Below are 19,622 nucleotides of genomic sequence, written 5' to 3'. Positions count from 1 at the left end.
TCCCGTCGGCCCCGAACGAGCCTGGTTCAACATCATGGAATCAAAGGCCTCCGCGCAGCTCCTGGATGAGGATGCCTGAGCCCTTCGGCGCGAGATCGCCGGGCGAGGTCACGGGCGTGTGGTGATCTTCCAGACGTGGCCGTCTGGGTCGGTGAAGTGCCCGGCGTACTCGCCCTGGCCGGTCGGGGCGGCGGGGGCGGTGACCTGGCCGCCCGCCGAGCGGGCGGCGGCGAGAAGTTCGTCGACCTCGACGTGGGAGGTGACGGTGTGGGTGAGCACGAGTGCCGAGAACCCGTCGCCGTGCCGGTCGACGCCGACATCTCCGGCCAGGTCCTCAGGGGTCAGCAGACCCAACCGGCACGCGCCGCCGGCGCGGGTGAAGTCGATGAACTTGTCGCCGTAGTCGTGTTCGGTCTTCATGCCCAGCTTCTCGTAGAACACCTTGGACGTCTTGGGCCTGGCGACGGCGAGGTAGACGGCGGTCTCGGTCGGCTCGGGGGGATCGGGCACCGGAGCGGTGTCCTTCTTGGTGGCGGCGGCCAGCTTCCACACGGCTCCATCGGGGGCCTGGTAGGCGGCGGTGAACTCGCCGAACAGCGCTTTCTTGGCGGGCTTGACGACCGTCGCGCCCTGAGCCGTGGCGGTGTCCAGAAGGGCCCGGACCTCAGCGGGCCGCTGGACGATGGTCGACAGGACGTAGCCGCGGAAACCCGAGGTGGCCGGGTCGGCGCCCCCGTCGCCGGCCAGGGCGTCGAGGGGGTCGAGGGCGAGCCGGCCGGTGCCGTGCAGGTTCAGGACGGAGGTGCGGCCGTCGTCGGTGGCCGGGCAGGAGAACGCGGAGGTGTAGAAGCCGCGGGCGGCCTCCACCCGCGGAACGCCGAGCGTGATGATGTCGATCGAGAGTGCCATTGGATTGATCTTTCGTGCCGTCATCGGTCGGTCGGGAAGCGGGGTACTGCGAACGACCGGGCTCAGGTGAGCTGGTTGATGCGGATGAGGTTGCCGGCGGGGTCACGGAAGGCGCAGTCGCGGATGCCGTAGTCCTGGTCGATGGGTTCCTGGACGACCTCGGCGCCTGCGGCCTGGACGCGGTCGAAGAGCCCGTCGAGGTCGTCGGTGGCCAGCGTGATGGCGGTGTAGACGCCCTTGGCGATCAGCTCCAGGATGGTGCCGCGCTCCTCGTCGGTGATGCCCGGGTCCGCGGCCGGGGGGTGCAGCACGATGGAGGTGCCGGGCCGGCCGGGCGGGCCGACGGTGATCCACCGCATGTCCTCGTACCCGACGTCCTTACGGACCTCCAGGCCCAGCATGTCGCGGTAGAAGCCCAGTGCGGCCTCGGGATCGGTGTGCGGAAGGAAGGCATGGTGAACGGTGATCTCCATGTCCGGTCACGTTACGCAGCGCTACCGGTCGCGGGCTTCTTGATTCTTGACCGGTCTGGTCACCTGCTTGGCCAGGCATGGCGGGATCCCGGCCCCGGCCTGGGAATGGTCACGCCGGTAGGCACTGGGCGGTACGCCGACCAGCTCGGTGAACCTCGTGCTGAAGGTGCCCAGCGACCCGTAGCCGACCGCGAAGCAGATGTCGGTGACGCTGAGGTCCCCGCGGCGCAGCAGCATCATCGCGCGCTCGATGCGCCGGGTCATCAGGTACGAGTAAGGAGACTCGCCGTAGACGCGGCGGAACTCCCGGCTCAGGTGCCCGACCGACATGTGCGCCCCGCGGGCCAGCGCCTCCACGTTCAGCGGTCTGGCGTACTCGCGGTCGATCCGGTCACGGACGCGGCGCATCGCGGCGACGTCCCGCAGAGACTGCGCTTCCAAGCGCCTGGAACCCGCATGCGGCCGCGCTTGTCCGCGCCGCGCCCCACCGCCCGTGTCGTGGCCACCGCTCGTGTCGCGGCCACCGCCCGTGTCGTGGCCACCGCCCGTGTCGCGGCCACCGCCCGTGTCGCGGCCACCGCTCGTCCCCAGGGCTTCGGTCCCTGGGGTACGGCCTTGTCCTGCCGGGTCGTGCTCGCGCGCGGCCGGGGCCGGGGTGGCGGCAAGGTCGTGCTCACCGGTTTCGTCGCAGCCGACCAGGCCTGCGTCCGGATGACGAAAGGCGGCGCGGGCGGCGCGGTAGTCGGCGGCGGCGCGAGCATGCCGATCGGCCAGTTCGCCCATCTGGACGGCGGCACGGGCCAGTGCCCGGGCCGTGCCGGCCAGCTCGTCGTCCCAGTGATGGCCCTGACTCATCGGCGCGGCGTAGTGCTCGCGGGCCGACGACACCGCCTCCGCCAGAGCGCGCTCGGCGGCCTGGACCTCGCGGTAGCCGTCACCGGTGACACGGTCACGGAGGTCGGCGGCGGCCCGCAGGGCCCGCGCCGCGCCCCGGCGGGCGCGATAGGCGGCCTGCCGGCACGAGCTCGAGCACCAGATCGCGGGCCGGCCGGTGCGCCGGATGGGTGGCACCGCACCGCACACCGGGCACGGATTCGCGGTACCGCCCGGCGGGTGAGCGGTCGCTTCGTCCTGCAAGGTCATCGACCCTTTCGAGAGGTCGGTGCGGGCATTCTGCGTTGGCGACCGAGCCGGCCGATCGGACCCGCCCCGCCGCGCCTTCACACTATCGTCCCAGTTCAAGCCCCTGTTCCAGGTGCCGTGGCGATCTTCCCGCCTGATCGTAGGAAGAGCCCGGCAGCCTCCCCGGGGTCGGTGGCGGCTCGTTCGAGACAGCTGACGGGACCTGCCCGCGCGAACGATCACGATTCGAGAAGCGCCAGGTCACCGGGCACGGCAAGCTCGGAGGCGCAACGCACCGATCTGACCTGGAGAATGACAGTGAGCAGCGGCAACACCGGCGACCAGAGCACCAGCGGCTTCTCCGAGCAGGAGCGCGTCGCCATGAGACAGCGTGCGGCGGAACTGAAGAAGGAGACCGAGCGCGGGCGTGGCAACAAGGCAGCCGCCGAGGAGCTCGACGTGCTATCCAAGATCGCGGAGATGGAGGCTCCCGACCGCGCGGCGGCCGAGCGCATCCACGCCATCGTCACCGCCAACGCCCCCGAGCTGAAGCCGAAGCTGTGGTACGGACAGCCGGCCTACGCCAGGAAGGGGAAAGTGCTCTGCTTCTTCCGCAGCGGGCACGTGGACAAGGAGCGCTACTCGACCTTCGGCTTCACCCCTGAAGCCGGCCTCGATGACAGCGACGGCCTGTGGCCCACCTCCTACGCCGTCACCCGGCTGACCGCGCAGGCCGAGCAAGCGATCACCGCACTGGTCAAGCAAGCCGTGAGCTGAGAGGCGCGACCCCGCACTCCTGGAGCGCGCCGACTCCCGCCTGCGCGGCGCCCAGACCCGCATGCCCGGCTTCGCCGGGCCGCCCGCGGGCAGTGCGCTGTTCGCGCAAGGGGCAGCAGGAGTAGCCCGCGAACCTCCCCGGAATGCGTTTGCCATCCATGGGGGCCTCCGGACGGACGGTGCGCCAGGACCGGCGGTCCTGGCCGCACCGCCGCCGAAGTCCAGGCCACGTCACGCCCACCAGCACCTGGCCAAGATCAGGCTGCGCGTGTTCGGTCACTCCGGGCTGCCGGGGACTACCAGGCCTGATTCGTAGGCGACCACTACTGCTTGGGCTCGGTCGCGTAGGCCTAGTTTGGCGAAGATGCGGGCTATGTGGGTTTTGACCGTGGCCTCGCTCAGGTGGAGGTGGGCGGCCAGTTCGGTGTTGGAGAGGCCGCCGCCTACCAGGCGTAGTACCTCTTTCTCGCGTGGGGTCAGGACGTCCAGGCCCTGGGGTGCCGGGGACGGGCGGGCGAAGCGCTCGACCAGGCGGCGGGTTATGGAGGGCGCCAGCAGCGCGTCTCCGGTCTCGATGAGCTTCACCGACGCCACCAGGTGTTCGGGGGTGACGTCCTTCAGCAGGAAGCCGCTGGCGCCGGCGGCCAGGGCGGAGTACACGTACTGGTCGAGGTCGAACGTCGTCAGGATCAGGACCCGGCATGTGGGGTCGTCGGCCAGGATTCGGCGGGTGGCCTCCAGGCCGTCCATTCCGGGCATTCGGATGTCCATGAGGACCACGTCCGGTCGGAGGCGGCGTGCGGCGGTGACCGCCTCCAGGCCGTCGGCGGCCTCACCGACCACCTCGATACCGGACCGGCTGAGGATCATGCGGAAGCCGCCGCGCACCAGCGTCTGGTCGTCGGCGATCAGGACCCGGGTCACGGCCGCTCCAGGGGGATGCGCGCCCGGACGCGGTAGCCGCCGCCCAGCCGCCGCCGCGCGTCGAGGTCGCCGCCGTACACCGCGACCCGTTCGCGCAGCCCGGCCAGGCCCCGGCCGCCGCTGCCCTCGGGCGGGGCGGGGCCGGTTCCGGTCAGGACGCTCGGGCCGGTGTTGAGCACTTCCAGGCGCAGGTTCCGTCTTCCGTAGGTCACCGTCACCTCCGCCGTCGCGCCGGGAGTGCCGTGCTTCAGCGCGTTGGTGAGCGCCTCCTGGACGACGCGGTATCCGGTCGCGTCGATCCCGGCGGGCAGCGGGCACGGTTCGCCGGTCACCCGCACGTCGACGGGCAGGCCCGCGAACGCGATCCGGTCGACCAGGGTTCCTAGGTGCGCCAGCGACGGCTGCGGGGCGAACGCCTCGCCGTCGCCGTCCGGGGCGGGCGCGAGCACGCCGAGCAGGTTCCGCAGCTCGGTCATCGCCTCCCGGCCGGTCCGCTCGACGGCCAGCAGCGCGTCCTCGGCCTCGCCGTCGACGCCGTGCCGGGCCGCGCCGGCCTGGACGACCATGACGCTGACGCTGTGGCTGACGATGTCGTGCAGGTCGCGGGCCACGCGGGCCCGCTCCTCCTCGACGGCCCGGCGCGCGGCGCCCTCGCGTTCGCGTTCCAGCAGCCAGGTGCGCGCCCCGAGTTCCGCGCGGCGCCTGCGCCGCTCCCACAGGGCCCATGTGCACGGGATCGCGGCGAGGAGGGGCACGAGCCACGCGGGCAGCATCCGCCCATCCTGCCGCCAGACCGGGACGGAACGCATCACTCTGGCGGTTCACGACCGTACATCCCTCGGATGACCCGGACCCGGACTTACACCCAGGACCCGACGCGCGGGCGGTGGCGCGGCTCGTACCGTCACGGCCATGGAACCGATGGTCCAGCTGATGGACGTGCGCAAGGAGTACGGCGAGACCGCCGCGCTCGCCGGGGTGAGCCTCGACATCCAGGCCGGTCAGGCCGTCGCGGTGATGGGCCCCTCGGGGTCGGGCAAGTCGACCCTCCTCAACATGATCGCCGGGCTGGACCGGCCCACGTCGGGCACGGTGGTGGTGCGCGGCGAGGACATCACGGCGATGGGCGAGGCCGAGCTGGCCCGGTACCGGCGCCGCCGCATCGGCATGGTCTTCCAGTTCTTCAACCTCCTGGACGACCTGCCGGTGCTGGAGAACGTGATGCTGGCCGCCCAGCTGCTCGGCACCGCGCGCAAGCAGGCGCAGGCGAGGGCGCTGGAGTTGCTCGACGAGCTGGGCATCGCCGACCGCCGCAACGCCTACCCGGTGGTGCTGTCGGGCGGGGAGCGGCAGCGGGTGGGCGTCGCCCGCGCGCTGATGAACCGGCCCGCCCTGCTGCTGGCCGACGAGCCGACCGGCGCGCTGGACTCGCGGGCCGGCGAGCAGGTCATGGACCTGCTGCTGGACCTCAACCAGATCGGCCAGACCCTGCTCATCGTCACCCACGACGAGCGGCTCGCCACCCGGGTCGCCGACCGGGTCGTCGCGTTCGAGGACGGCCGCGTGGCCGCCGAGGTGACCCGGTGAGGGCCGTGTGGCAGGCCGCGCGGTTCGCGGTGCGGCGGCGCAAGCTCCAGACGTCCCTCATCACGCTGGTGCTGCTGGTCTCGACCGGGACGGTCGTGCTCGCGCTCGGCCTGCTCGCCACCGTGGACGGCCCCTACGACAAGGCGTTCGCGCGGCAGCGCGGCGCGCATCTGATGGTCTCCTACGACCCCGCGAAGGCGACGGCCGCGCAGGTCGCGGCGTCGGCGTCGCGTCCGGGCGTGACGGCGGCGGGCGGCCCCTACCGCTCGCAGGTCATGGACGTCCCAGAGGAGACCGACGCGGCGCGGCCGGGGCTGCTTCCGCCCGGCCCTCTCGCGGTCACCGAGCGGACCGGCCGCGCCGGCGACCCGGTCGACCGCCTGGCGCTCAGGAGCGGGCGCTGGGCCACCGGCCCCGGTGAGATCGTGCTGGGCACCTTCGCGAGGTTCCCGTTCGATCCGGTTGGGAAGAAGGTCAGCTTCGCCGACGGGCGGACCTTCACCGTCGTCGGGATCGGCCGGTCGATCACCCGGTCGTCCCAGGCGTGGGTGGCGCCCGGGCAGCTGACCGCTCCGGACGGCCTGCAGATGCTCTACCGGCTCGCCGACCCGGCCGCCCCGGCGGGCACGGTCACCGCGGGCCTGCCGGCGACCGCGAGCCAGAGCTATCTCGTCTCGCGGCAGCAGGCGACCGAGGCCGGGACGACCATCATCCCGTTCCTGATCGCGTTCGGGGTCGCCGGGCTGATCGTCGCGGTGCTCATCATCGGCAACGTGGTCAGCGGTGCGGTCGTGTCGGGATTCCGGCACATCGGCGTCCTGAAGTCCATCGGCTTCACCCCCGCCCAGGTCACCGGCGTCTACCTGGTGATGATCGCGATACCCGGGGTGCTGGGGAGCCTGGTCGGGATCGCCGCGGGCAACGTCCTGGCCGGGACGGTCACCACGACGCTGGGCGACTCGTTCGACCTGCCGACCGCCAGCGGCGTCTCGCCCTCGGTGGACGTCCTGGCCTTCACGGGCGTGCTCGCGGTCGTCGTCGTCACCGCGCTGGTCCCGGCCGTCCGGGCGGGCCGGATCCCGACGGCGATCGCGGTCAGCGCGGGCGCCGCGACGCGGCGGGGCCGGGCTCTGCGGGTGCAGCGGGCGCTGGGCCGGACGCGGCTGCCGCGCCCGGTCAGCCTGGGCCTGGGCCTGCCGTTCGCCCGGCCGGGCCGTACGGCGCTGACCGTCACGGCCGTCGCGTTCGGGGTGGCGGCGGTGACGTTCGCCTACGGCCTCAACCGCTCCGTCAGCGCCTACCTCGCCGACGCGGAACTCACCGAGACCGTCCAGGTCATCGTCCCCCTGGAGGGCGGCCGGCAGGTCTCGCTGGACGGCCGGCCCGGCACCGCCAAGGTCGCGGTCACGCGCTTCAAGCAGGTCCACGTGCCGGGGTTCGACCGGCCGGTGCAGTTCAAGGCCTACCAGGGGACCGTCACCGACCGGCACGGCTACCGGATGGTGCACGGCCGCTGGCTCCGCGGGCCGGGCGAGGCCGTCGTGGGCGACCCGTTCCTGAAGACCGGCGGAAAGAAGATCGGCGACACCGTCGTCGTGACCGCGGACGGCAGGAAGGCCTCTTTGCGGATCGTCGGGACGGCGCTCGTGGACGGCGGCGATACCGTCCTCACGGACTGGGCGTCCCTCACGTCGCTCGCCGACCGCGAGAAGCCCGCGCCGCCCAAGGCGTCGTCCGGCCCCCACACCGGCATGGTGACCTCGCTAGCCGAGGTGACCCTCACCCCCGGCACCTCCGTGAAGGAGTACGTCGCCGCGCTCAGGGCGGACGGAATCCCGGCCGACGCGGCCGCCGAGGGCATCGAGTCCGGCCAGGTGATCCTTCTCGGGCTCCTCACCCTGCTGACCCTGGGGCTGACCACGGTCGCCGGGCTCGGGGTGTTCAACACGGTGGTCCTCAACACCCATGACCGGGCGCGCGACTTCGGCGTCCTGAAATCGCTGGGCGCGACACCGGGGCAGGTCCTGACGCTCGTGCTCGCCTCCATGGCCGTGCTCGGCCTGGTCGGCGGACTCATCGGCCTGCCGCTGGGCCTGGCCGCCCACCATGTGGTGCTGCCGGCCATGGCCGGGACCGGCGGCCTCACCCTCCCCTACGGCCTGATGGAGACCTTCCCCTGGCCGCTGATGCTGGTGTCCGTGCTGGCGGGCGTCGCGATCGCGCTGCTCGGCGCCCTGATCCCGGCGGGCCGCGCGTCCCGGATCAGGACCGCGGCGGTCCTGCACTCCGAGTGATTGCGGGGGTAGGGATCCGGGTGGCGCCGCGGCGATGAGTCTGCCGGGCCCCGCGGGTCTGCCTTCCGGCAGATACGTGCTTCACGGCAGATACGTGCTTCACGGCAGATACGTGCTTCGCGGCAGATACGGACCATCCATCGGGAGTAGGAAATGGGCCTCATCCACATCGAGATGTTCGCGACCCTCGACCTGGTCGGGCAGGCGCCCGGCGGCCCCGAGGAGGACCCGGAGGGGTTCCCGTTCGGCGGCTGGCAGGCGCCGCTGATGAACGAGGTCACCGGAGAACAGGTGCTCGCCGCGTACGAGGGCACCGACGCCCTCCTGCTCGGCCGGCGGACGTACGACATCTTCGCCGGCTACTGGCCGCACCAGGACGGCGACATCGCCGATCTGTTCAACAGGATTCCGAAGTACGTGGCCTCTCGGGGCAAGCCCGACCTGCCGTGGGACGGGTCCGAGCAGCTCGGACCGGACCTGGCCGCCGCGGTGCGCGAGATCCGTGACCGGCACGAGCACGTGAAGGTCGTCGGGAGCCTGAACCTCGTGCAGAGCCTTCTGCGCGAGAAGCTCTTCGACCGTCTCGACCTCTGGATCCACCCGATCGTGCTCGGCGTCGGGAAGAAAGTGTTCGACGGCGGCGAGGTGCCCACGAACGTCACGCTCCTCGAACCGCCGGCGGCAAGCCCGAACGGCACCGTCCACCTGCGCTACGGCCTCGCCGAGGGCACGCCCGGGACGGGCGACATGACCGTATCCGTCCAGGAGGACTGAAACGCCCCCGCCCCGGGCGGGGGCGTTTCGCGGAGCGCCGTCGCGGGCCGGGCCTTGGCGGGCACCGGGTCACGCGCGGTCCGGTGAACCCGGCAGGCGCAGGACGAACGTCGCGCCTCGGCCCGGTTCGCTGCGCACCGCCGCGGACCCGCCGTGCGCCTCGGCCAGCTGCCGCACGATGGCCAGGCCCAGTCCGCTGCCGCCGGTCTGCCGGCTGCGCGACTTCTCGGCCCGCCAGAACCGGTCGAACACGTGCGGCAGGTGCTCGGGCGCGATGCCCGGGCCGGTGTCGGCGACCTCGATCAGCACGTCGTCGCCGTCGGCGCGGGCGCGCAGGCTCACCCGCCCGCCGGCCGGGGTGTAGCGGACCGCGTTGGCGAGCAGGTTGCCGACCGCCTGCCGCAGCCGCACCGGATCGGCGTCCAGGTGCGGGCGGCCGTTCACCTCGGCGGTCAGCGTCAGCTCGGCGGCCTCGGCCGCGGCCCGGTAGACGGTCGCGATCTGCTCGACCAGGTCGGCCACGTCGACCGGCTCGGGGTGCAGCCGCAGCTTGCCCACATCGGCGAGCGCGAGCTGCTGGAGGTCGTCGACGATGTGCTGGAGCAGCGTGGCCTCCTCGACCAGCGAGGCGGTCAGCGCCGGGCCCAGGTCGGCCACGCCGTCCTGGGCGGCCTCCAGCCAGCCCCGGATGTTGCTCAGCGGCGTGCGCAGCTCGTGCGACACGTCGCTGACCATCGCCTTGCGCTGCCGCTCCATGCGGTCCAGGTGCTCGGACATCTCGTTGAACGCGGTGCCGAGCTCGCCGACCTCGCCCTTGGCGCGCACCATGACCCGCGCCGAACCGTCACCGGCCCGCATCCGCCGGGCCGCCGCGGTGACCGCCCGCACCGGCCGCGCCAGCCGGGTGGCGACGAGGACGCTGACCCCGACCGCCAGGACGAGGATCACCGCCGTGACCCCGGCGATGCGGTACGGGTCGATGCCGGGTGCGCGCTCGTCCGACGAGCCGATGTAGAGCAGCGCGGCCGGTGCGACGTACGACTTCAGCTGGGCGCGGCGCGCGGTGGCCAGGCACTCGGCGGCCGACGCCGGAGCGGCCGGCGTGCCCGCCTCGTCCAGCCACACGTCGACCTGGCGTCCGCGGCACTGCCGGACGAGGGCGGCGAGCTGGTTGAGCGCGCGCTTCTCGGTGGTGGTGGGCCCGGGCGCGGCCGGCGAGCACGCCACGGGCGGCATCGAGGGTTCGGGCGTGGCGGGCCGGTCCGCCGGATTCCCGCCGGGCGCGCCGGGCACCGTGCTGGGCGGCGCACGGGTCGGCGCACCGGCCGTGGCCCCCGGCCGCTGCGGCGGCTCCGTCGTTTCGGGCGGCGGGGAAGGTCTCGGCGTCGGCGAGGACGCACCCGGCGCCGTCACGGCGGCGGCCGCGAGCCGGACCGTTCCGCCACCGGACGATCGCGCAGGCGCCGCTCGCGGTGGGGAGGGGGCCAGCCCGGAAGCGCCGGCGGGCGCGCCCGGAGCCGGGCTGGTCGGACCGCCCTCACGGCGGAGGTAGGGGCGGCCGCCGGGCCCGACGACGACCGTGGCGCGCTGTCCCTCGCGGCGCAGGCACGCCGCCTGCGCGCCGACCTCCCGGCGCAGCCGCACCCGCTCGGGCTCCGGGAGCCGGAACGGCCCGACCGCGCGCGCGTCGATCCGGTCGGTGGCCGCACCCGGCCCCAGCGAGACGTCGACGGCGAGCGGGTCGACGACCGCCGAGGGACGCGCCGGAAGCGGCGGGCGCCCGGCCGCCGAGTCCGCGATCCGGGCGCCGCCCTCGGTCGCCAGCGCGACCCGCTGGTCGCTCTGGCGGGCCAGCCCGCGCACGGTCTCCTCGACGCCGCCCCAGCGCGGGTGGCTCGCCGCGTAGCCGAGCAGCGCGTCGTTGATCCGGGCGTCGCGGGCGAGCGTCCGGCCCTGCCGCTGCCGGATCTCGCCGGACGTGCTGCGCGCCGCCAGCCACGCGGTCGCCACGATCGAGCACACCGCGATCAGCACCGAGCTGGCGACCAGCCGCACGAGCAGGCTATGGCGCACGTTCGGGCTCCGGCGCACGGTCGGATCGGGGCGCACGTTCGGGCTCCGGCGCACGGTCGGATCGGGACGCACGGTCAGGTGGGGGCGGACGGTCGCCGACCAGCTTGTACCCGACGCCGTACACGGTGCACAGCCGGACCGGCCGCCGCGGCTGCGGCTCGATCTTCTTGCGCAGGTTCTTCACGTGGACGTCGACCGTGCGCTCGGTGATGAAGCGGTCGAAGCCGTGCAGGTGCTCCAGGAGCTGCGCCCGAGAGAGGACCCGGCCCGGCCGCGCGGCGAGCGCTTCCAGGATGCGGAACTCGGCGGGCGTGCACTCGACCTCGCGCCCGTCCGCGAGGACCGCGTGCCGTCCGGGGTCCACCGTGATGCCGCCGACCCGGTACACCGGCTCGCCGCTCCCCCCTCCCGTCCGCCGCAGCAGCGTGCGCACCCGCGCCATCAGCTCGCGCGGGCTGTACGGCTTGGTGACGTAGTCGTCGGCGCCGAGGTCGAGGCCGCGCAGCAGGTCGTCCTCGGTCGAGCGGGCGGTCAGCATGAGCACCGGGACGTCGGACTCGGCGCGCAGCCCGCGGCACACGTCGAGGCCGTCGACCACCGGCATCATCACGTCGAGCAGGACGAGGTCGGGGCGGCGCGCGCGGGCCTCGTCGAGCGCGGCCCGCCCGTCGTGGACGACGACCACGGTGTGCCCCTCGCGCTGGAGGTAGCGGCGCAGCAGCTCCGCCTGTTTGGTGTCGTCCTCGGCGACCAGGACGTTCGCGCACATGGCTCGTGAGCGTAGCCAACCCGTGACCGGCACCACGGGATCATCACATCGGGCTCACAGGTTCTTCACAGTCCTCGGCCAGCATCTCGCGGCATGCGCCAAGTCAAGATCCATACCGGCGCCCTGCTCGCCGCCGGCCTGATCGCCGGGCTGGCGGGCTGCGGCTCGTCGGACGACGGCAGATCAGGGGACGGCCCGCCCGACACGGGCCGGCCGGCGGCCGCCGCCGAACCGCAGCCGTCGAAGCAGGGCGGTGCCGAGATAGCGACCGTGCGCGGCCGCCGGATCGCCGTGCACAGGCAGAAGGGCGACAGCGCGGTCTGGAAGACGCTGTCCAGCCCCAACGAGATGGGCGCCACCAGGGTCTTCCTCGTCGACGCCAAGGACGGCGACTGGCTGAAGGTGCTGCTGCCGGTCCGGCCCAACGGCAGCACCGGCTGGGTCAGGGCGTCCGACGTCAAGCTGTCGTCGACGTCCCACCGCGTGGAGATCGACCCGAAGGCGTTCACGTTCACCGTCTACGACGGCGACAAGGTGCTGCGCACCGGGAAGGTCGCCACCGGCGAGGGCGGCACCCCGACCCCGGCCGGCCGCTTCTACTTCACCGAGCTGGTCAGGCCGCCGGACCCGGGCGGGGCCTACGGCGCGTACGCGTTCGGGCTGAGCGGCTTCTCGCCGACGCTGAAGACGTTCGCCGGCGGCCCCGGCCAGCTCGCCGTCCACGGCACGAACCAGGCGTCGGCGCTGGGCGGCAAGGCCAGCCACGGCTGCGTGCGGGTCGGCAACGACGACATCACCTGGATGGCCAAGAACCTGGCGATCGGCACGCCCGTCGTCGTCAAGGAATGAATCGACAGCGGAATGAAACGACACCGGAAGGAACATCAATGCGTCTGAAGTCCCTCATCGCGGCCGTCGCGCTGGGCGTCGGCCTGGCCGGCACCGGCATCGCCACCGCCGAGGCCGCCACCGCCACCCCCCGCCCGACCGCCACACCCGGCGTCACGACCCCACCCCAGCGCCCCGGCGCTTCGACCCCGCCCCAGCGCCCCGGCGCTCCGGTCCCGTCCGCGCGTCCCAGCGCCCCGCCCCAGCGCCCCGGCGCCCCGGCGCCCAGCGAGCCGCCGAGGGCCATGCCCCCCGGCAAGGCCATCCCCAAGACGCCCAACTACACCGGCTGACCATGACCGCGGGCCCGCACGTCTCCCGGCGTGCGGGCCTCGCCGCCGTCTCGTCAGGACGCGGGGACGGCTCCGATCCCCTTCACCCAGCCCTGGTGCTCGAAGGCCAGGTACTCACTGCCCTCCACCTTGCCGGGGACGGCGGTGTACCGCTCCTCGTAGTCGAGGAGTTGGGCGCTCGTGCGGTCCACGACGAGCCGCACGTCCGTGCCCTGCGCGGTGATGGCCACGCCGGGCCTGCCCATCCGGTCCTTGACCTGTCCGGTCACGCGGACGGTCGGGGTGTGCGCCAGGATCCGGTAGAGGGCCGCCCGGGTGCCGGGAGTGGTCGGGGCCATGAACAGGTCCCAGGCGCTGACGAACACGTACTGGCCGAAATCGGCCGGGGCGGTGTAGCCGTGCGCGCCGCCCCGGAGGTCCTGCCGCCACAGCCCGCGAAGGTATTTCTCCAGACCGCTCTCGGTCGCCGGCAGCTTCGGGACCTGCTTCCACTCGATCTCGTGGGATCCGATGGAGGGGTTCACCAGGTGCGAGCCCTTGCGGTAGGTGACCGTGTCCGGCTTCGAGGCGGTCGTGCCGCCGTTGACGTCGAGCGGCGGCGAGCCCGCCGCCTTCCAGGCCGCCTCGTCCTTCTTCGTGGGGAAGGTGAGCTTGATGTCGAGCGGGCCGTGAGTACGGAACCGCATGCCGGTCCCGGACTGAGCGCACGCCCAGTCCTCGTAGCTGGCCGCGGTCCGCGCCTGGAAGTTCTGGGTCTTGCGCGCGGGCCTCGCTCCGCCCGGACCGGGCTTGTAGGGCAGGATGTCCTGCCACGTGCGGGTCCGCTTGTACCAGCAGGCCCCGTGGGTGGCGGGCTGCTTGGCGGCCGTCGTCGCGCTGGCCAGCAGGAACGAGCGGGTGTCGAGCGTCTCGTCGTGTCCGGCGCCGGGGCCGGGGCCGGGGCCGGGGCCGGGGCCGGGGCCGGGGCCGGGGCCGTCCGACGGTAGGCCGACGGCCAGCGCCGTCGCCGCAGCCGCCGCCACCGCGGTCACCCCGGCGGCGAGGGCCAGCCGCCGGCCCGGCCGCCGCGTCGGGACCGCGCGCCGGTGCGCGGTCGAGGCGACGGCGCGCGCCCGGACCTGCGCCGTGCCGGGGCGCCGCGCGAAGGCGTCGTCGGCGAGTTCGGCGACCGCCGCGGGCTTCAGGGCGACGATCAGGTCGTCGAGTTCGTCCTGCTTCATCATTTCTCCTGGATGACTCGCGGGCGCGGGGCGCGTCCGTGCGCTCGCGCGGTGCTTTCCTGGGACGCCTCGATCGCCCTGGCCAGCCGGCGGCGTCCCCGGTGCAGCCGGACGATGAAGGCGGTGCGGGAGCAGCCCGCGGCACGGGCCGCCTCCGCCGGGGCGAGACCGTGCCAGGCGGTCAGGGTGACCGCTTCGGCCTCCTTGGCGGGAAGGGAGCGCAGGGCGGCCACCGCCTGGTCGCGGGCTATGAGGTGGTCGGCGACGTCCCAGGCGTGCAGGTCGGTCTCGGTGGTGAGGCCGGCCAGCCGGTCGACCAGTCCGCGCGCCCGGCCCGCCGCGCCGTGCGACTGGCGGACCAGGTTCCTGGCCACGCCCAGCAGCCACGGGAGCGGCTGGTCGGGGATCTCGTCGATCTTGCGCCACGCGACGGTGAACACCTCGCCCGTCAGGTCTTCGGCGGCCTGAGGGGCGGCCCGCAGCACGACATAGCCGAAGACGTTGCGGTAGTACGTCTCGTAGAGGCGGGTGAATCGGGCCTCTTGCTCGTCCACGCCACCTCCTCTCTTCTCGGGGCCGGTACGCCGAGAAGTCGGAGAAGGCCGCGGCGGATTACACGACGGGCCGCGAATTCATCGGCGACCACGCCGCGGCCACGGATGCTCAGACGAATTCGAGAGGCCGGAAGGTGTAGTCGGGCGGGATGTCGTCGTGCATGGCCTCGACCGGGCGGTCGGGGGCGGTCTCCTCCAGGAGGGCGGCGCGGCGGACGCGGTCGGTGCGGAACACGCGGCGCTCGCCTCGCATGCGGCACCAGGCCGTCAGGTACCAGCCTTCGCCGGACGCGGTGAACGTGACGGGCTCGACGTCGCGTTCGGTCTCGGTGCCGCTCCGGTCGACGTAGGTGAGGCGGACGACCCGGCGGGTGCGGATGGCCTCCTCCAGGACGGTCGGCACGGAGGCCGGGCCGCCGCCTTCGGCGGGCGTCAGGAAGCGGACGCGCTGGGCGAGCTCGCGGGCCGAGGCGCTGTCGGCGGCCGACATCGCCGCGACGATCTTGTGCAGGGCGGTGCGGGCCGCCCGGGAGTACGGGGAGCCGCCGGCCCGGGACAGGGTGATCGCGAGTGCGACGGCCTCGGCGGGGGTGAAGTTCAGCGGCGGCAGCGTGCGGCTCTTGTCGATGCTGTAACCGCCGCCCCGGCCCACGTCCGCGAAGATCGGCACTCCGGCCTGCTGGAGCGCGCCGATGTCGCGCTCGATCGTGCGGACGCTCACCTCGTACCGCGCGGCCAGCTCCCGCGCGCTGACCCGGCGCGGGGCGCACGCGCGCAGCTCCTCCACCAGTGCGTACAAGCGGTCGGTGCGGTTCACGCGCCGACCGTACGCGCGGGGTCCGACAATCGGCACCCGACCGGGGAGCCAGCGAACCCGGCACGTCCGGGGGCCCGGCACCTCGGAGGACAGGGCACGTCAAGGAACGGGGCACGTCCGAGAGCACCGCACGTCCGAGAGCACCGCACGTCCGAGAGCACCGCACGTCCGAGAGCACCGCACGTCCGAGAGCACCGCACGTCCGAGAGCACCGCACGCTTAGAGAGCAACGGGCACGGTGCTCTCAGAGGGACAGGTGCGGCACCGTCAGAGGGACAGATGCAGCGCCGTCAAAGGGGACAGGTGCAGCGCCGTCAGAGGGCGCGGAGGAAGCCGATCAGGGCTTCGTTGACCTCGGCGGGGCGCTCCTGCTGCGTCCAGTGGCCGCATCCGGACAGCCAAACGGTCTCGCGCAGGTTCGGCACGAAGTCGCGCATCGAGTCGATCGCGTCCCGGGCGCCGACCGCGACGAGGTCGCGGTCGCCCGCGACGTAGAGGGCGGGCGGGCCGATGGGGGCGCGGTGCCAGGCGGCGGTGAGCTCCCAGTTGCGGTCGAGGTTGCGGTACCAGTTGACGGGGCCGGTGAAGCCGCTCTCCGCGTACTCCTCGACGTAGGCGGCGATGTCCTCCTCGGTGAGCCAGCCGGGCAGCTTCTCGGGGTCGGGGAGGCCGTCGAGGAAGCCGCCGCCCTCCGGGGCGATCAGCGGCGGGCACGGGCCGTCGCCCGACACCCCGTACAGCATCCGCCGGAACGTCGCGGCCCGGTCGCGGTCGAGCTCGGCCTCCGGGACGTCCGGCTGCTGGAAGTGCACCATGTAGAAGCCGTCGCCGAACATCCGGCGCATGGACTCCACGGGAGGCCTGCTGCTGCGCGGGCGGTGCGGCACCGACAGGCCGACCACGCCGCGCACCTTGTCGGAGCGCATCTGCGCGGCGGCCCAGGCGACGGGGGCGCCCCAGTCGTGGCCGACGACGACGGCGCGGTCCGCACCGAGCCGGTCGATGAGCCCGACCGCATCCCCGGCCAGGTGCAGGATCGAGTACTGGTTCGCTTCCGCGGGGCCGCCCGTCCGGGCGTAGCCGCGCTGGTCGGGCGCGACGGCGTGGAACCCGGCCTCGGCGAGCGCGGTGAGCTGGTGCCGCCAGGAGTACCAGCACTCGGGGAAGCCGTGCAGGAGGAGCACGAGCGGCCCTTCGCCCGCCTCGGCGACGTGCATGCGCAGACCGCTCTCCGAGCGGACGAAGCGGTGCGTGATCTCGTGCATTCATACCCCTCGCGGCATGGGCGGCCCGTGCGGGCCCAACGGTAGCCCCCCGGGTCGGCACAGGGGACGCAGGAGGAGGAAACGGCTGAATCCGGCGGGCCCATACCGTCCGGTGGTGGATTGTGTGCGCGGGCCACATGGGAGGGCGGGGCCGCGCTCCATAGGTTCTGCGCATGACGAGCGTGACACCGCGGTCTGCCGCGGGGACTTCGGGGACGCTGGATCTGGCGGGCAGGCGCGCCCTGGTCACCGGCGGCGCGAGCGGGATCGGGCGCGCCTGCGCCCGGCGGCTCGCGGCGGCGGGCGCCGAGGTGGTGGTCGCCGACATAGACGGGGCCGCGGCGGAACGGGCGGCGGCCGAGTTCGGCGGCGTCCCGCTGCCGGCCGATCTGTCCGACATGGACGCCCTCGACGGGTTGGCGTCCGGTGTGGACATCCTGGTCAACAACGCCGGGATCCAGCATGTGGCGCCCGTCCAGGACTTCCCGCCGGAGATGTTCTCGCGGATCCTGCGGCTGATGCTGGAGGCGCCGTTCCGGCTCGTGCGGGACGCGCTGCCCGGCATGTACGAGCGCGGCTGGGGCCGCGTCGTCAACATCTCGTCCGTGCACGGCCTGCGGGCCTCGCCGTACAAGTCGGCCTACGTGACGGCGAAGCACGGCTTGGAGGGGCTGTCCAAGGTGATCGCGCTGGAGGGCGCCCCGCACGGCGTGACGTCCAACTGCGTCAACCCCGCCTACGTCCGGACGCCGCTGGTGGAGAACCAGATCGCCGACCAGGCCCGCACGCACGGCATCTCCGAGGACGACGTGGTCGAGCGGATCATGCTCGACCACGCCGCCGTGAAGCGGCTGATCGAGCCGGACGAGGTGGCCGAGCTCGTCGCCTACCTGTGCTCGCCGCCCGCCTCGATGGTGACCGGCACGTCCCTGGCACTCGACGGCGGCTGGACGGCGCACTAAGAATGAGCCGTATGACCTGCGGCGTCTTCCTCGAACTGCTGGCCCGCGAGGCCTCCCCCGTCGAGTTCGAGGGTCCCCTCGTCCAGGCGCGGGCGGAGGGCGCGTCCCCGGCCGTCCTGGAGGAGCTGGAGGCGGCCAAGCTGGCCGCGCTGCGGGTCCGGATGATCATGCGGCGGCACGCCCGCCGGGAGACCGAGCTGGCGGCGCTGTTCGAGACGGCGGGCGACCTCGCCGGGCTGCGCGACCTCGACTCGGTGCTGGAGGCGATCACCCGCCGCGCCCGGCGGCTGCTGAGCGCCGACATCGCCTACCTGACGCTGAACGACGACGAGCGCGGCGACACCTACATGCGGGTGACCGACGGGGCGGTGTCGGCGGCGTTCCGGCAGCTGAGGCTGCCGATGGGCACCGGGCTCGTCGGCCTGGTCGCGCAGACCGCGATGCCCTACAACAGCGCCCACTACCTCGGCGACGCGCAGTTCGAGCACCGGGGGTTCATCGACGACGCGGTGGCCGAGGAGGGCCTGGTCGCGATCCTCGGCGTGCCGATGCGGCTGGGCAGCCGGGTCATCGGCGTGCTCACCGCCGCGAACCGCAGCGAGCGCCCGTTCGACCAGGAGGAGGTGGCGCTGCTCGGCTCGCTCGCCGCGCACGCCGCCATCGCCATCGACAACGCGCGCCTCCTGGAGGAGACCCGCACCGCTCTGGCCGAGCTCAGCACCGCCAACGAGGAGGTCAAGGCGCGCAGCGCGGCCGTGGAGCGGGCGGCGCGCGCGCACGACCGGATGACCGCCGTGGTGGTCCGGGGCGGCGGCGTGGAGGACGTCGGCGCCGTCGTGACCGAGCTGCTGGGCGGCACCCTCCACGTCCTGGACGCCGACGGCCGCAGGCTCGCCACGACCGGCGCCGCTTCGCAGCCCCTCACCGACGAGGATCTGGGCGGGGTCTCCGCCTCGGCGCACTCCGCCCGCGCCCAGGGCCGCACGGTCAGGCGCGGCGACCTGTGGATCGCCTCGGTCTCCACCGGCGACGAGATGCTCGGCACGCTGGTCCTGCGGACCGCCGAAGAGGTGGACGACGCCGACCAGCGGATCCTGGAGCGCGCGGCCCTCGTCACCGCCCTGCTGCTGCTGTTCCAGCGGAGCGCCACCGAGGCCGAGGGCCGGGTGCGCGGCGAGCTGCTGGACGACCTGCTGTCCGGCCGCCGGACGGGCGCCGAGGCGCTGACGGCCCGGGCCCGGCGCGTCGGCGTCGACCTGGGCGCCCCGCACGTGGTGCTGTGCGCCAAGTACGACTCCCGCGAGCACCGGCCCCGCGCCGCCTTCTGGGCGTCGTCGTTCGCGGCCGTGGAGCACGGCCTGGCCGCCTCGCGCGCGGAGGAGATCGTCCTGCTGCTGCCGGGCGACCGGCCGGGCGACGCGGCGCGCCGGGTCGCCAAGGAGCTCGGCGCCTCCCTGGGCGGCCCCGCCACGGTCGGCGCGGCGGGGCCGGTGCTCGACCCGGGCGGGGTCGCCGCCGCCCACCGGGAGGCGCAGCGCTGCGCAGACGCGCTGCTGGCCCTCGGCCGCCGCGGCGACGGCGCCGGCGCGTCCGAACTCGGCTTCGTCGGCCTGCTCATCGGGGACGACCGCGACGTGAGGGGCTTCCTCGGGAGCGCGCTCGGACCCGTCCTCGACTACGACGAGCGGCGCGGCACGGCCCTCGTCCAGACCTTGGAGGCCTACTTCGGGACGGGCGGCAGCCTGTCGCGGACGGCCGAGCGCATGCACATCCACGTCAACACCGTGAGCCAGCGCCTCGACCGCATCGCCCGCCTCCTCGGCGACGACTGGCAGACGCCCGAGCGGGCACTCGAACTCCAGCTCGCCCTGCGCCTGCACCGCCTCTCCCGCTAGTACGCCTCTCCCTCAGAACCGCCCCT

The 19,622-nt window shown here is 73.6% G+C and carries 19 protein-coding genes; 8 read left to right on the top strand and 11 right to left on the bottom strand.

Going from position 1 to position 19,622, the window contains the following annotated elements:
• Positions 1 to 108 precede the first annotated feature (108 nt).
• The 3 genes from FKD65_RS36170 to FKD65_RS36160 form a co-directional block, all read right to left on the bottom strand.
• Complete coding sequence (locus FKD65_RS36170; protein WP_205718369.1) at positions 109 to 909, bottom strand: VOC family protein; 801 nt, start codon at positions 907 to 909, stop codon at positions 109 to 111.
• A gap of 62 nt (positions 910 to 971) precedes the next feature.
• A complete protein-coding gene (locus tag FKD65_RS36165) occupies positions 972 to 1,382 on the bottom strand; it encodes a VOC family protein (protein ID WP_141583332.1) in 411 nt (136 codons plus the stop codon).
• Between the two features lie 21 nt (positions 1,383 to 1,403).
• The gene (locus FKD65_RS36160) at positions 1,404 to 1,790 is read right to left on the bottom strand and encodes a helix-turn-helix transcriptional regulator (RefSeq protein ID WP_141587302.1); all 387 of its coding nucleotides are present in this window, start codon (positions 1,788 to 1,790) and stop codon (positions 1,404 to 1,406) included.
• A gap of 1,026 nt (positions 1,791 to 2,816) precedes the next feature.
• On the opposite strand from FKD65_RS36160, the gene FKD65_RS36155 reads away from it, so the two are divergent.
• On the top strand, positions 2,817 to 3,281 hold the full coding sequence (locus FKD65_RS36155; RefSeq protein WP_141583330.1) for an iron chaperone: 465 nt from the start codon (positions 2,817 to 2,819) through the stop codon (positions 3,279 to 3,281).
• 276 nt (positions 3,282 to 3,557) lie between these two features.
• Here the strand turns inward: FKD65_RS36155 and FKD65_RS45140 are convergent, their stop codons facing one another.
• A complete protein-coding gene (locus FKD65_RS45140; RefSeq protein WP_141583328.1) occupies positions 3,558 to 4,205 on the bottom strand; it encodes a response regulator transcription factor in 648 nt (215 codons plus the stop codon).
• Entirely contained in the window at positions 4,202 to 4,978 is a 777-nt protein-coding gene (locus tag FKD65_RS45135; protein WP_141583326.1) for a sensor histidine kinase, read from the bottom strand. The genes FKD65_RS45140 and FKD65_RS45135 overlap by 4 nt, the downstream gene beginning before the upstream one ends.
• A gap of 139 nt (positions 4,979 to 5,117) precedes the next feature.
• On the opposite strand from FKD65_RS45135, the gene FKD65_RS36140 reads away from it, so the two are divergent.
• From FKD65_RS36140 to FKD65_RS36130, 3 genes are all read left to right on the top strand, one after another.
• The gene (locus tag FKD65_RS36140) at positions 5,118 to 5,792 is read left to right on the top strand and encodes an ABC transporter ATP-binding protein (protein ID WP_141583324.1); all 675 of its coding nucleotides are present in this window, start codon (positions 5,118 to 5,120) and stop codon (positions 5,790 to 5,792) included.
• Positions 5,789 to 8,086: an FtsX-like permease family protein gene (locus FKD65_RS36135; protein ID WP_141583322.1), complete on the top strand. Its 2,298-nt coding sequence runs from the start codon at positions 5,789 to 5,791 to the stop codon at positions 8,084 to 8,086. Before FKD65_RS36140 ends, FKD65_RS36135 begins: the two co-directional genes overlap by 4 nt.
• Positions 8,087 to 8,239: 153 nt before the next feature.
• Entirely contained in the window at positions 8,240 to 8,860 is a 621-nt protein-coding gene (locus FKD65_RS36130) for a dihydrofolate reductase family protein (RefSeq protein ID WP_141583319.1), read from the top strand.
• A 69-nt stretch (positions 8,861 to 8,929) separates the two neighbouring features.
• On the opposite strand, the gene FKD65_RS45890 is transcribed toward FKD65_RS36130, so the two are convergent.
• Complete coding sequence (locus FKD65_RS45890; protein WP_240809765.1) at positions 8,930 to 10,933, bottom strand: cell wall metabolism sensor histidine kinase WalK; 2,004 nt, start codon at positions 10,931 to 10,933, stop codon at positions 8,930 to 8,932.
• A complete protein-coding gene (locus FKD65_RS36120) occupies positions 10,923 to 11,702 on the bottom strand; it encodes a response regulator transcription factor (protein WP_141583315.1) in 780 nt (259 codons plus the stop codon). Before FKD65_RS36120 ends, FKD65_RS45890 begins: the two co-directional genes overlap by 11 nt.
• 93 nt (positions 11,703 to 11,795) lie before the next feature.
• On the opposite strand from FKD65_RS36120, the gene FKD65_RS36115 reads away from it, so the two are divergent.
• Together FKD65_RS36115 and FKD65_RS36110 are read left to right on the top strand one after the other, a co-directional pair.
• Positions 11,796 to 12,551 carry a L,D-transpeptidase gene (locus FKD65_RS36115; protein WP_141583313.1) on the top strand — a complete coding sequence of 252 codons (756 nt, stop codon included), beginning with the start codon at positions 11,796 to 11,798 and terminating at the stop codon, positions 12,549 to 12,551.
• Between the two features lie 38 nt (positions 12,552 to 12,589).
• A complete protein-coding gene (locus tag FKD65_RS36110; RefSeq protein ID WP_141583311.1) occupies positions 12,590 to 12,883 on the top strand; it encodes a hypothetical protein in 294 nt (97 codons plus the stop codon).
• A gap of 53 nt (positions 12,884 to 12,936) precedes the next feature.
• Here the strand turns inward: FKD65_RS36110 and FKD65_RS36105 are convergent, their stop codons facing one another.
• From FKD65_RS36105 to FKD65_RS36090, 4 genes are all read right to left on the bottom strand, one after another.
• Positions 12,937 to 14,103 carry a CU044_5270 family protein gene (locus FKD65_RS36105; protein WP_141583309.1) on the bottom strand — a complete coding sequence of 389 codons (1,167 nt, stop codon included), beginning with the start codon at positions 14,101 to 14,103 and terminating at the stop codon, positions 12,937 to 12,939.
• A complete protein-coding gene (locus tag FKD65_RS36100) occupies positions 14,103 to 14,657 on the bottom strand; it encodes an RNA polymerase sigma factor (RefSeq protein ID WP_141583307.1) in 555 nt (184 codons plus the stop codon). The genes FKD65_RS36105 and FKD65_RS36100 overlap by 1 nt, the downstream gene beginning before the upstream one ends.
• Positions 14,658 to 14,766: 109 nt before the next feature.
• Positions 14,767 to 15,474, bottom strand: a complete 708-nt coding sequence (locus tag FKD65_RS36095; RefSeq protein ID WP_141583305.1) for a YafY family protein — start codon at positions 15,472 to 15,474, stop codon at positions 14,767 to 14,769.
• A 314-nt stretch (positions 15,475 to 15,788) separates the two neighbouring features.
• Positions 15,789 to 16,739: an alpha/beta fold hydrolase gene (locus FKD65_RS36090; RefSeq protein WP_141583303.1), complete on the bottom strand. Its 951-nt coding sequence runs from the start codon at positions 16,737 to 16,739 to the stop codon at positions 15,789 to 15,791.
• Positions 16,740 to 16,912: 173 nt separating this feature from the next.
• Between FKD65_RS36090 and FKD65_RS36085 the strand changes: the two genes are divergently transcribed.
• Positions 16,913 to 17,701, top strand: a complete 789-nt coding sequence (locus tag FKD65_RS36085; RefSeq protein ID WP_141583301.1) for a 3-hydroxybutyrate dehydrogenase — start codon at positions 16,913 to 16,915, stop codon at positions 17,699 to 17,701.
• Positions 17,702 to 17,712: 11 nt separating this feature from the next.
• A complete protein-coding gene (locus tag FKD65_RS36080) occupies positions 17,713 to 19,596 on the top strand; it encodes a helix-turn-helix domain-containing protein (RefSeq protein ID WP_240809764.1) in 1,884 nt (627 codons plus the stop codon).
• Positions 19,597 to 19,622: the final 26 nt, after the last annotated feature.

The organism is Actinomadura sp. WMMA1423, from assembly GCF_006547145.1.
In the GTDB taxonomy this organism is placed as follows: Bacteria; Actinomycetota; Actinomycetes; order Streptosporangiales; family Streptosporangiaceae; genus Spirillospora.
This window is presented reverse-complemented; position numbering and strand designations above follow the sequence as displayed.

What these genes read in the sequence shown, in the direction of transcription:
- FKD65_RS36170 (WP_205718369.1), bottom strand. Translation starts at nt 909, where the DNA reads ATGGCACTCTCGATCGACATCATCACGCTCGGCGTTCCGCGGGTGGAG.
- FKD65_RS36165 (WP_141583332.1), bottom strand. Translation starts at nt 1,382, where the DNA reads ATGGAGATCACCGTTCACCATGCCTTCCTTCCGCACACCGATCCCGAG.
- FKD65_RS36160 (WP_141587302.1), bottom strand. Translation starts at nt 1,790, where the DNA reads ATGCGCCGCGTCCGTGACCGGATCGACCGCGAGTACGCCAGACCGCTG.
- FKD65_RS36155 (WP_141583330.1), top strand. Translation starts at nt 2,817, where the DNA reads ATGACAGTGAGCAGCGGCAACACCGGCGACCAGAGCACCAGCGGCTTC.
- FKD65_RS45135 (WP_141583326.1), bottom strand. Translation starts at nt 4,978, where the DNA reads ATGCTGCCCGCGTGGCTCGTGCCCCTCCTCGCCGCGATCCCGTGCACA.
- FKD65_RS36140 (WP_141583324.1), top strand. Translation starts at nt 5,118, where the DNA reads ATGGAACCGATGGTCCAGCTGATGGACGTGCGCAAGGAGTACGGCGAG.
- FKD65_RS36130 (WP_141583319.1), top strand. Translation starts at nt 8,240, where the DNA reads ATGGGCCTCATCCACATCGAGATGTTCGCGACCCTCGACCTGGTCGGG.
- FKD65_RS36120 (WP_141583315.1), bottom strand. Translation starts at nt 11,702, where the DNA reads ATGTGCGCGAACGTCCTGGTCGCCGAGGACGACACCAAACAGGCGGAG.
- FKD65_RS36115 (WP_141583313.1), top strand. Translation starts at nt 11,796, where the DNA reads ATGCGCCAAGTCAAGATCCATACCGGCGCCCTGCTCGCCGCCGGCCTG.
- FKD65_RS36110 (WP_141583311.1), top strand. Translation starts at nt 12,590, where the DNA reads ATGCGTCTGAAGTCCCTCATCGCGGCCGTCGCGCTGGGCGTCGGCCTG.
- FKD65_RS36105 (WP_141583309.1), bottom strand. Translation starts at nt 14,103, where the DNA reads ATGAAGCAGGACGAACTCGACGACCTGATCGTCGCCCTGAAGCCCGCG.
- FKD65_RS36090 (WP_141583303.1), bottom strand. Translation starts at nt 16,739, where the DNA reads ATGCACGAGATCACGCACCGCTTCGTCCGCTCGGAGAGCGGTCTGCGC.
- FKD65_RS36085 (WP_141583301.1), top strand. Translation starts at nt 16,913, where the DNA reads ATGACGAGCGTGACACCGCGGTCTGCCGCGGGGACTTCGGGGACGCTG.
- FKD65_RS36080 (WP_240809764.1), top strand. Translation starts at nt 17,713, where the DNA reads ATGACCTGCGGCGTCTTCCTCGAACTGCTGGCCCGCGAGGCCTCCCCC.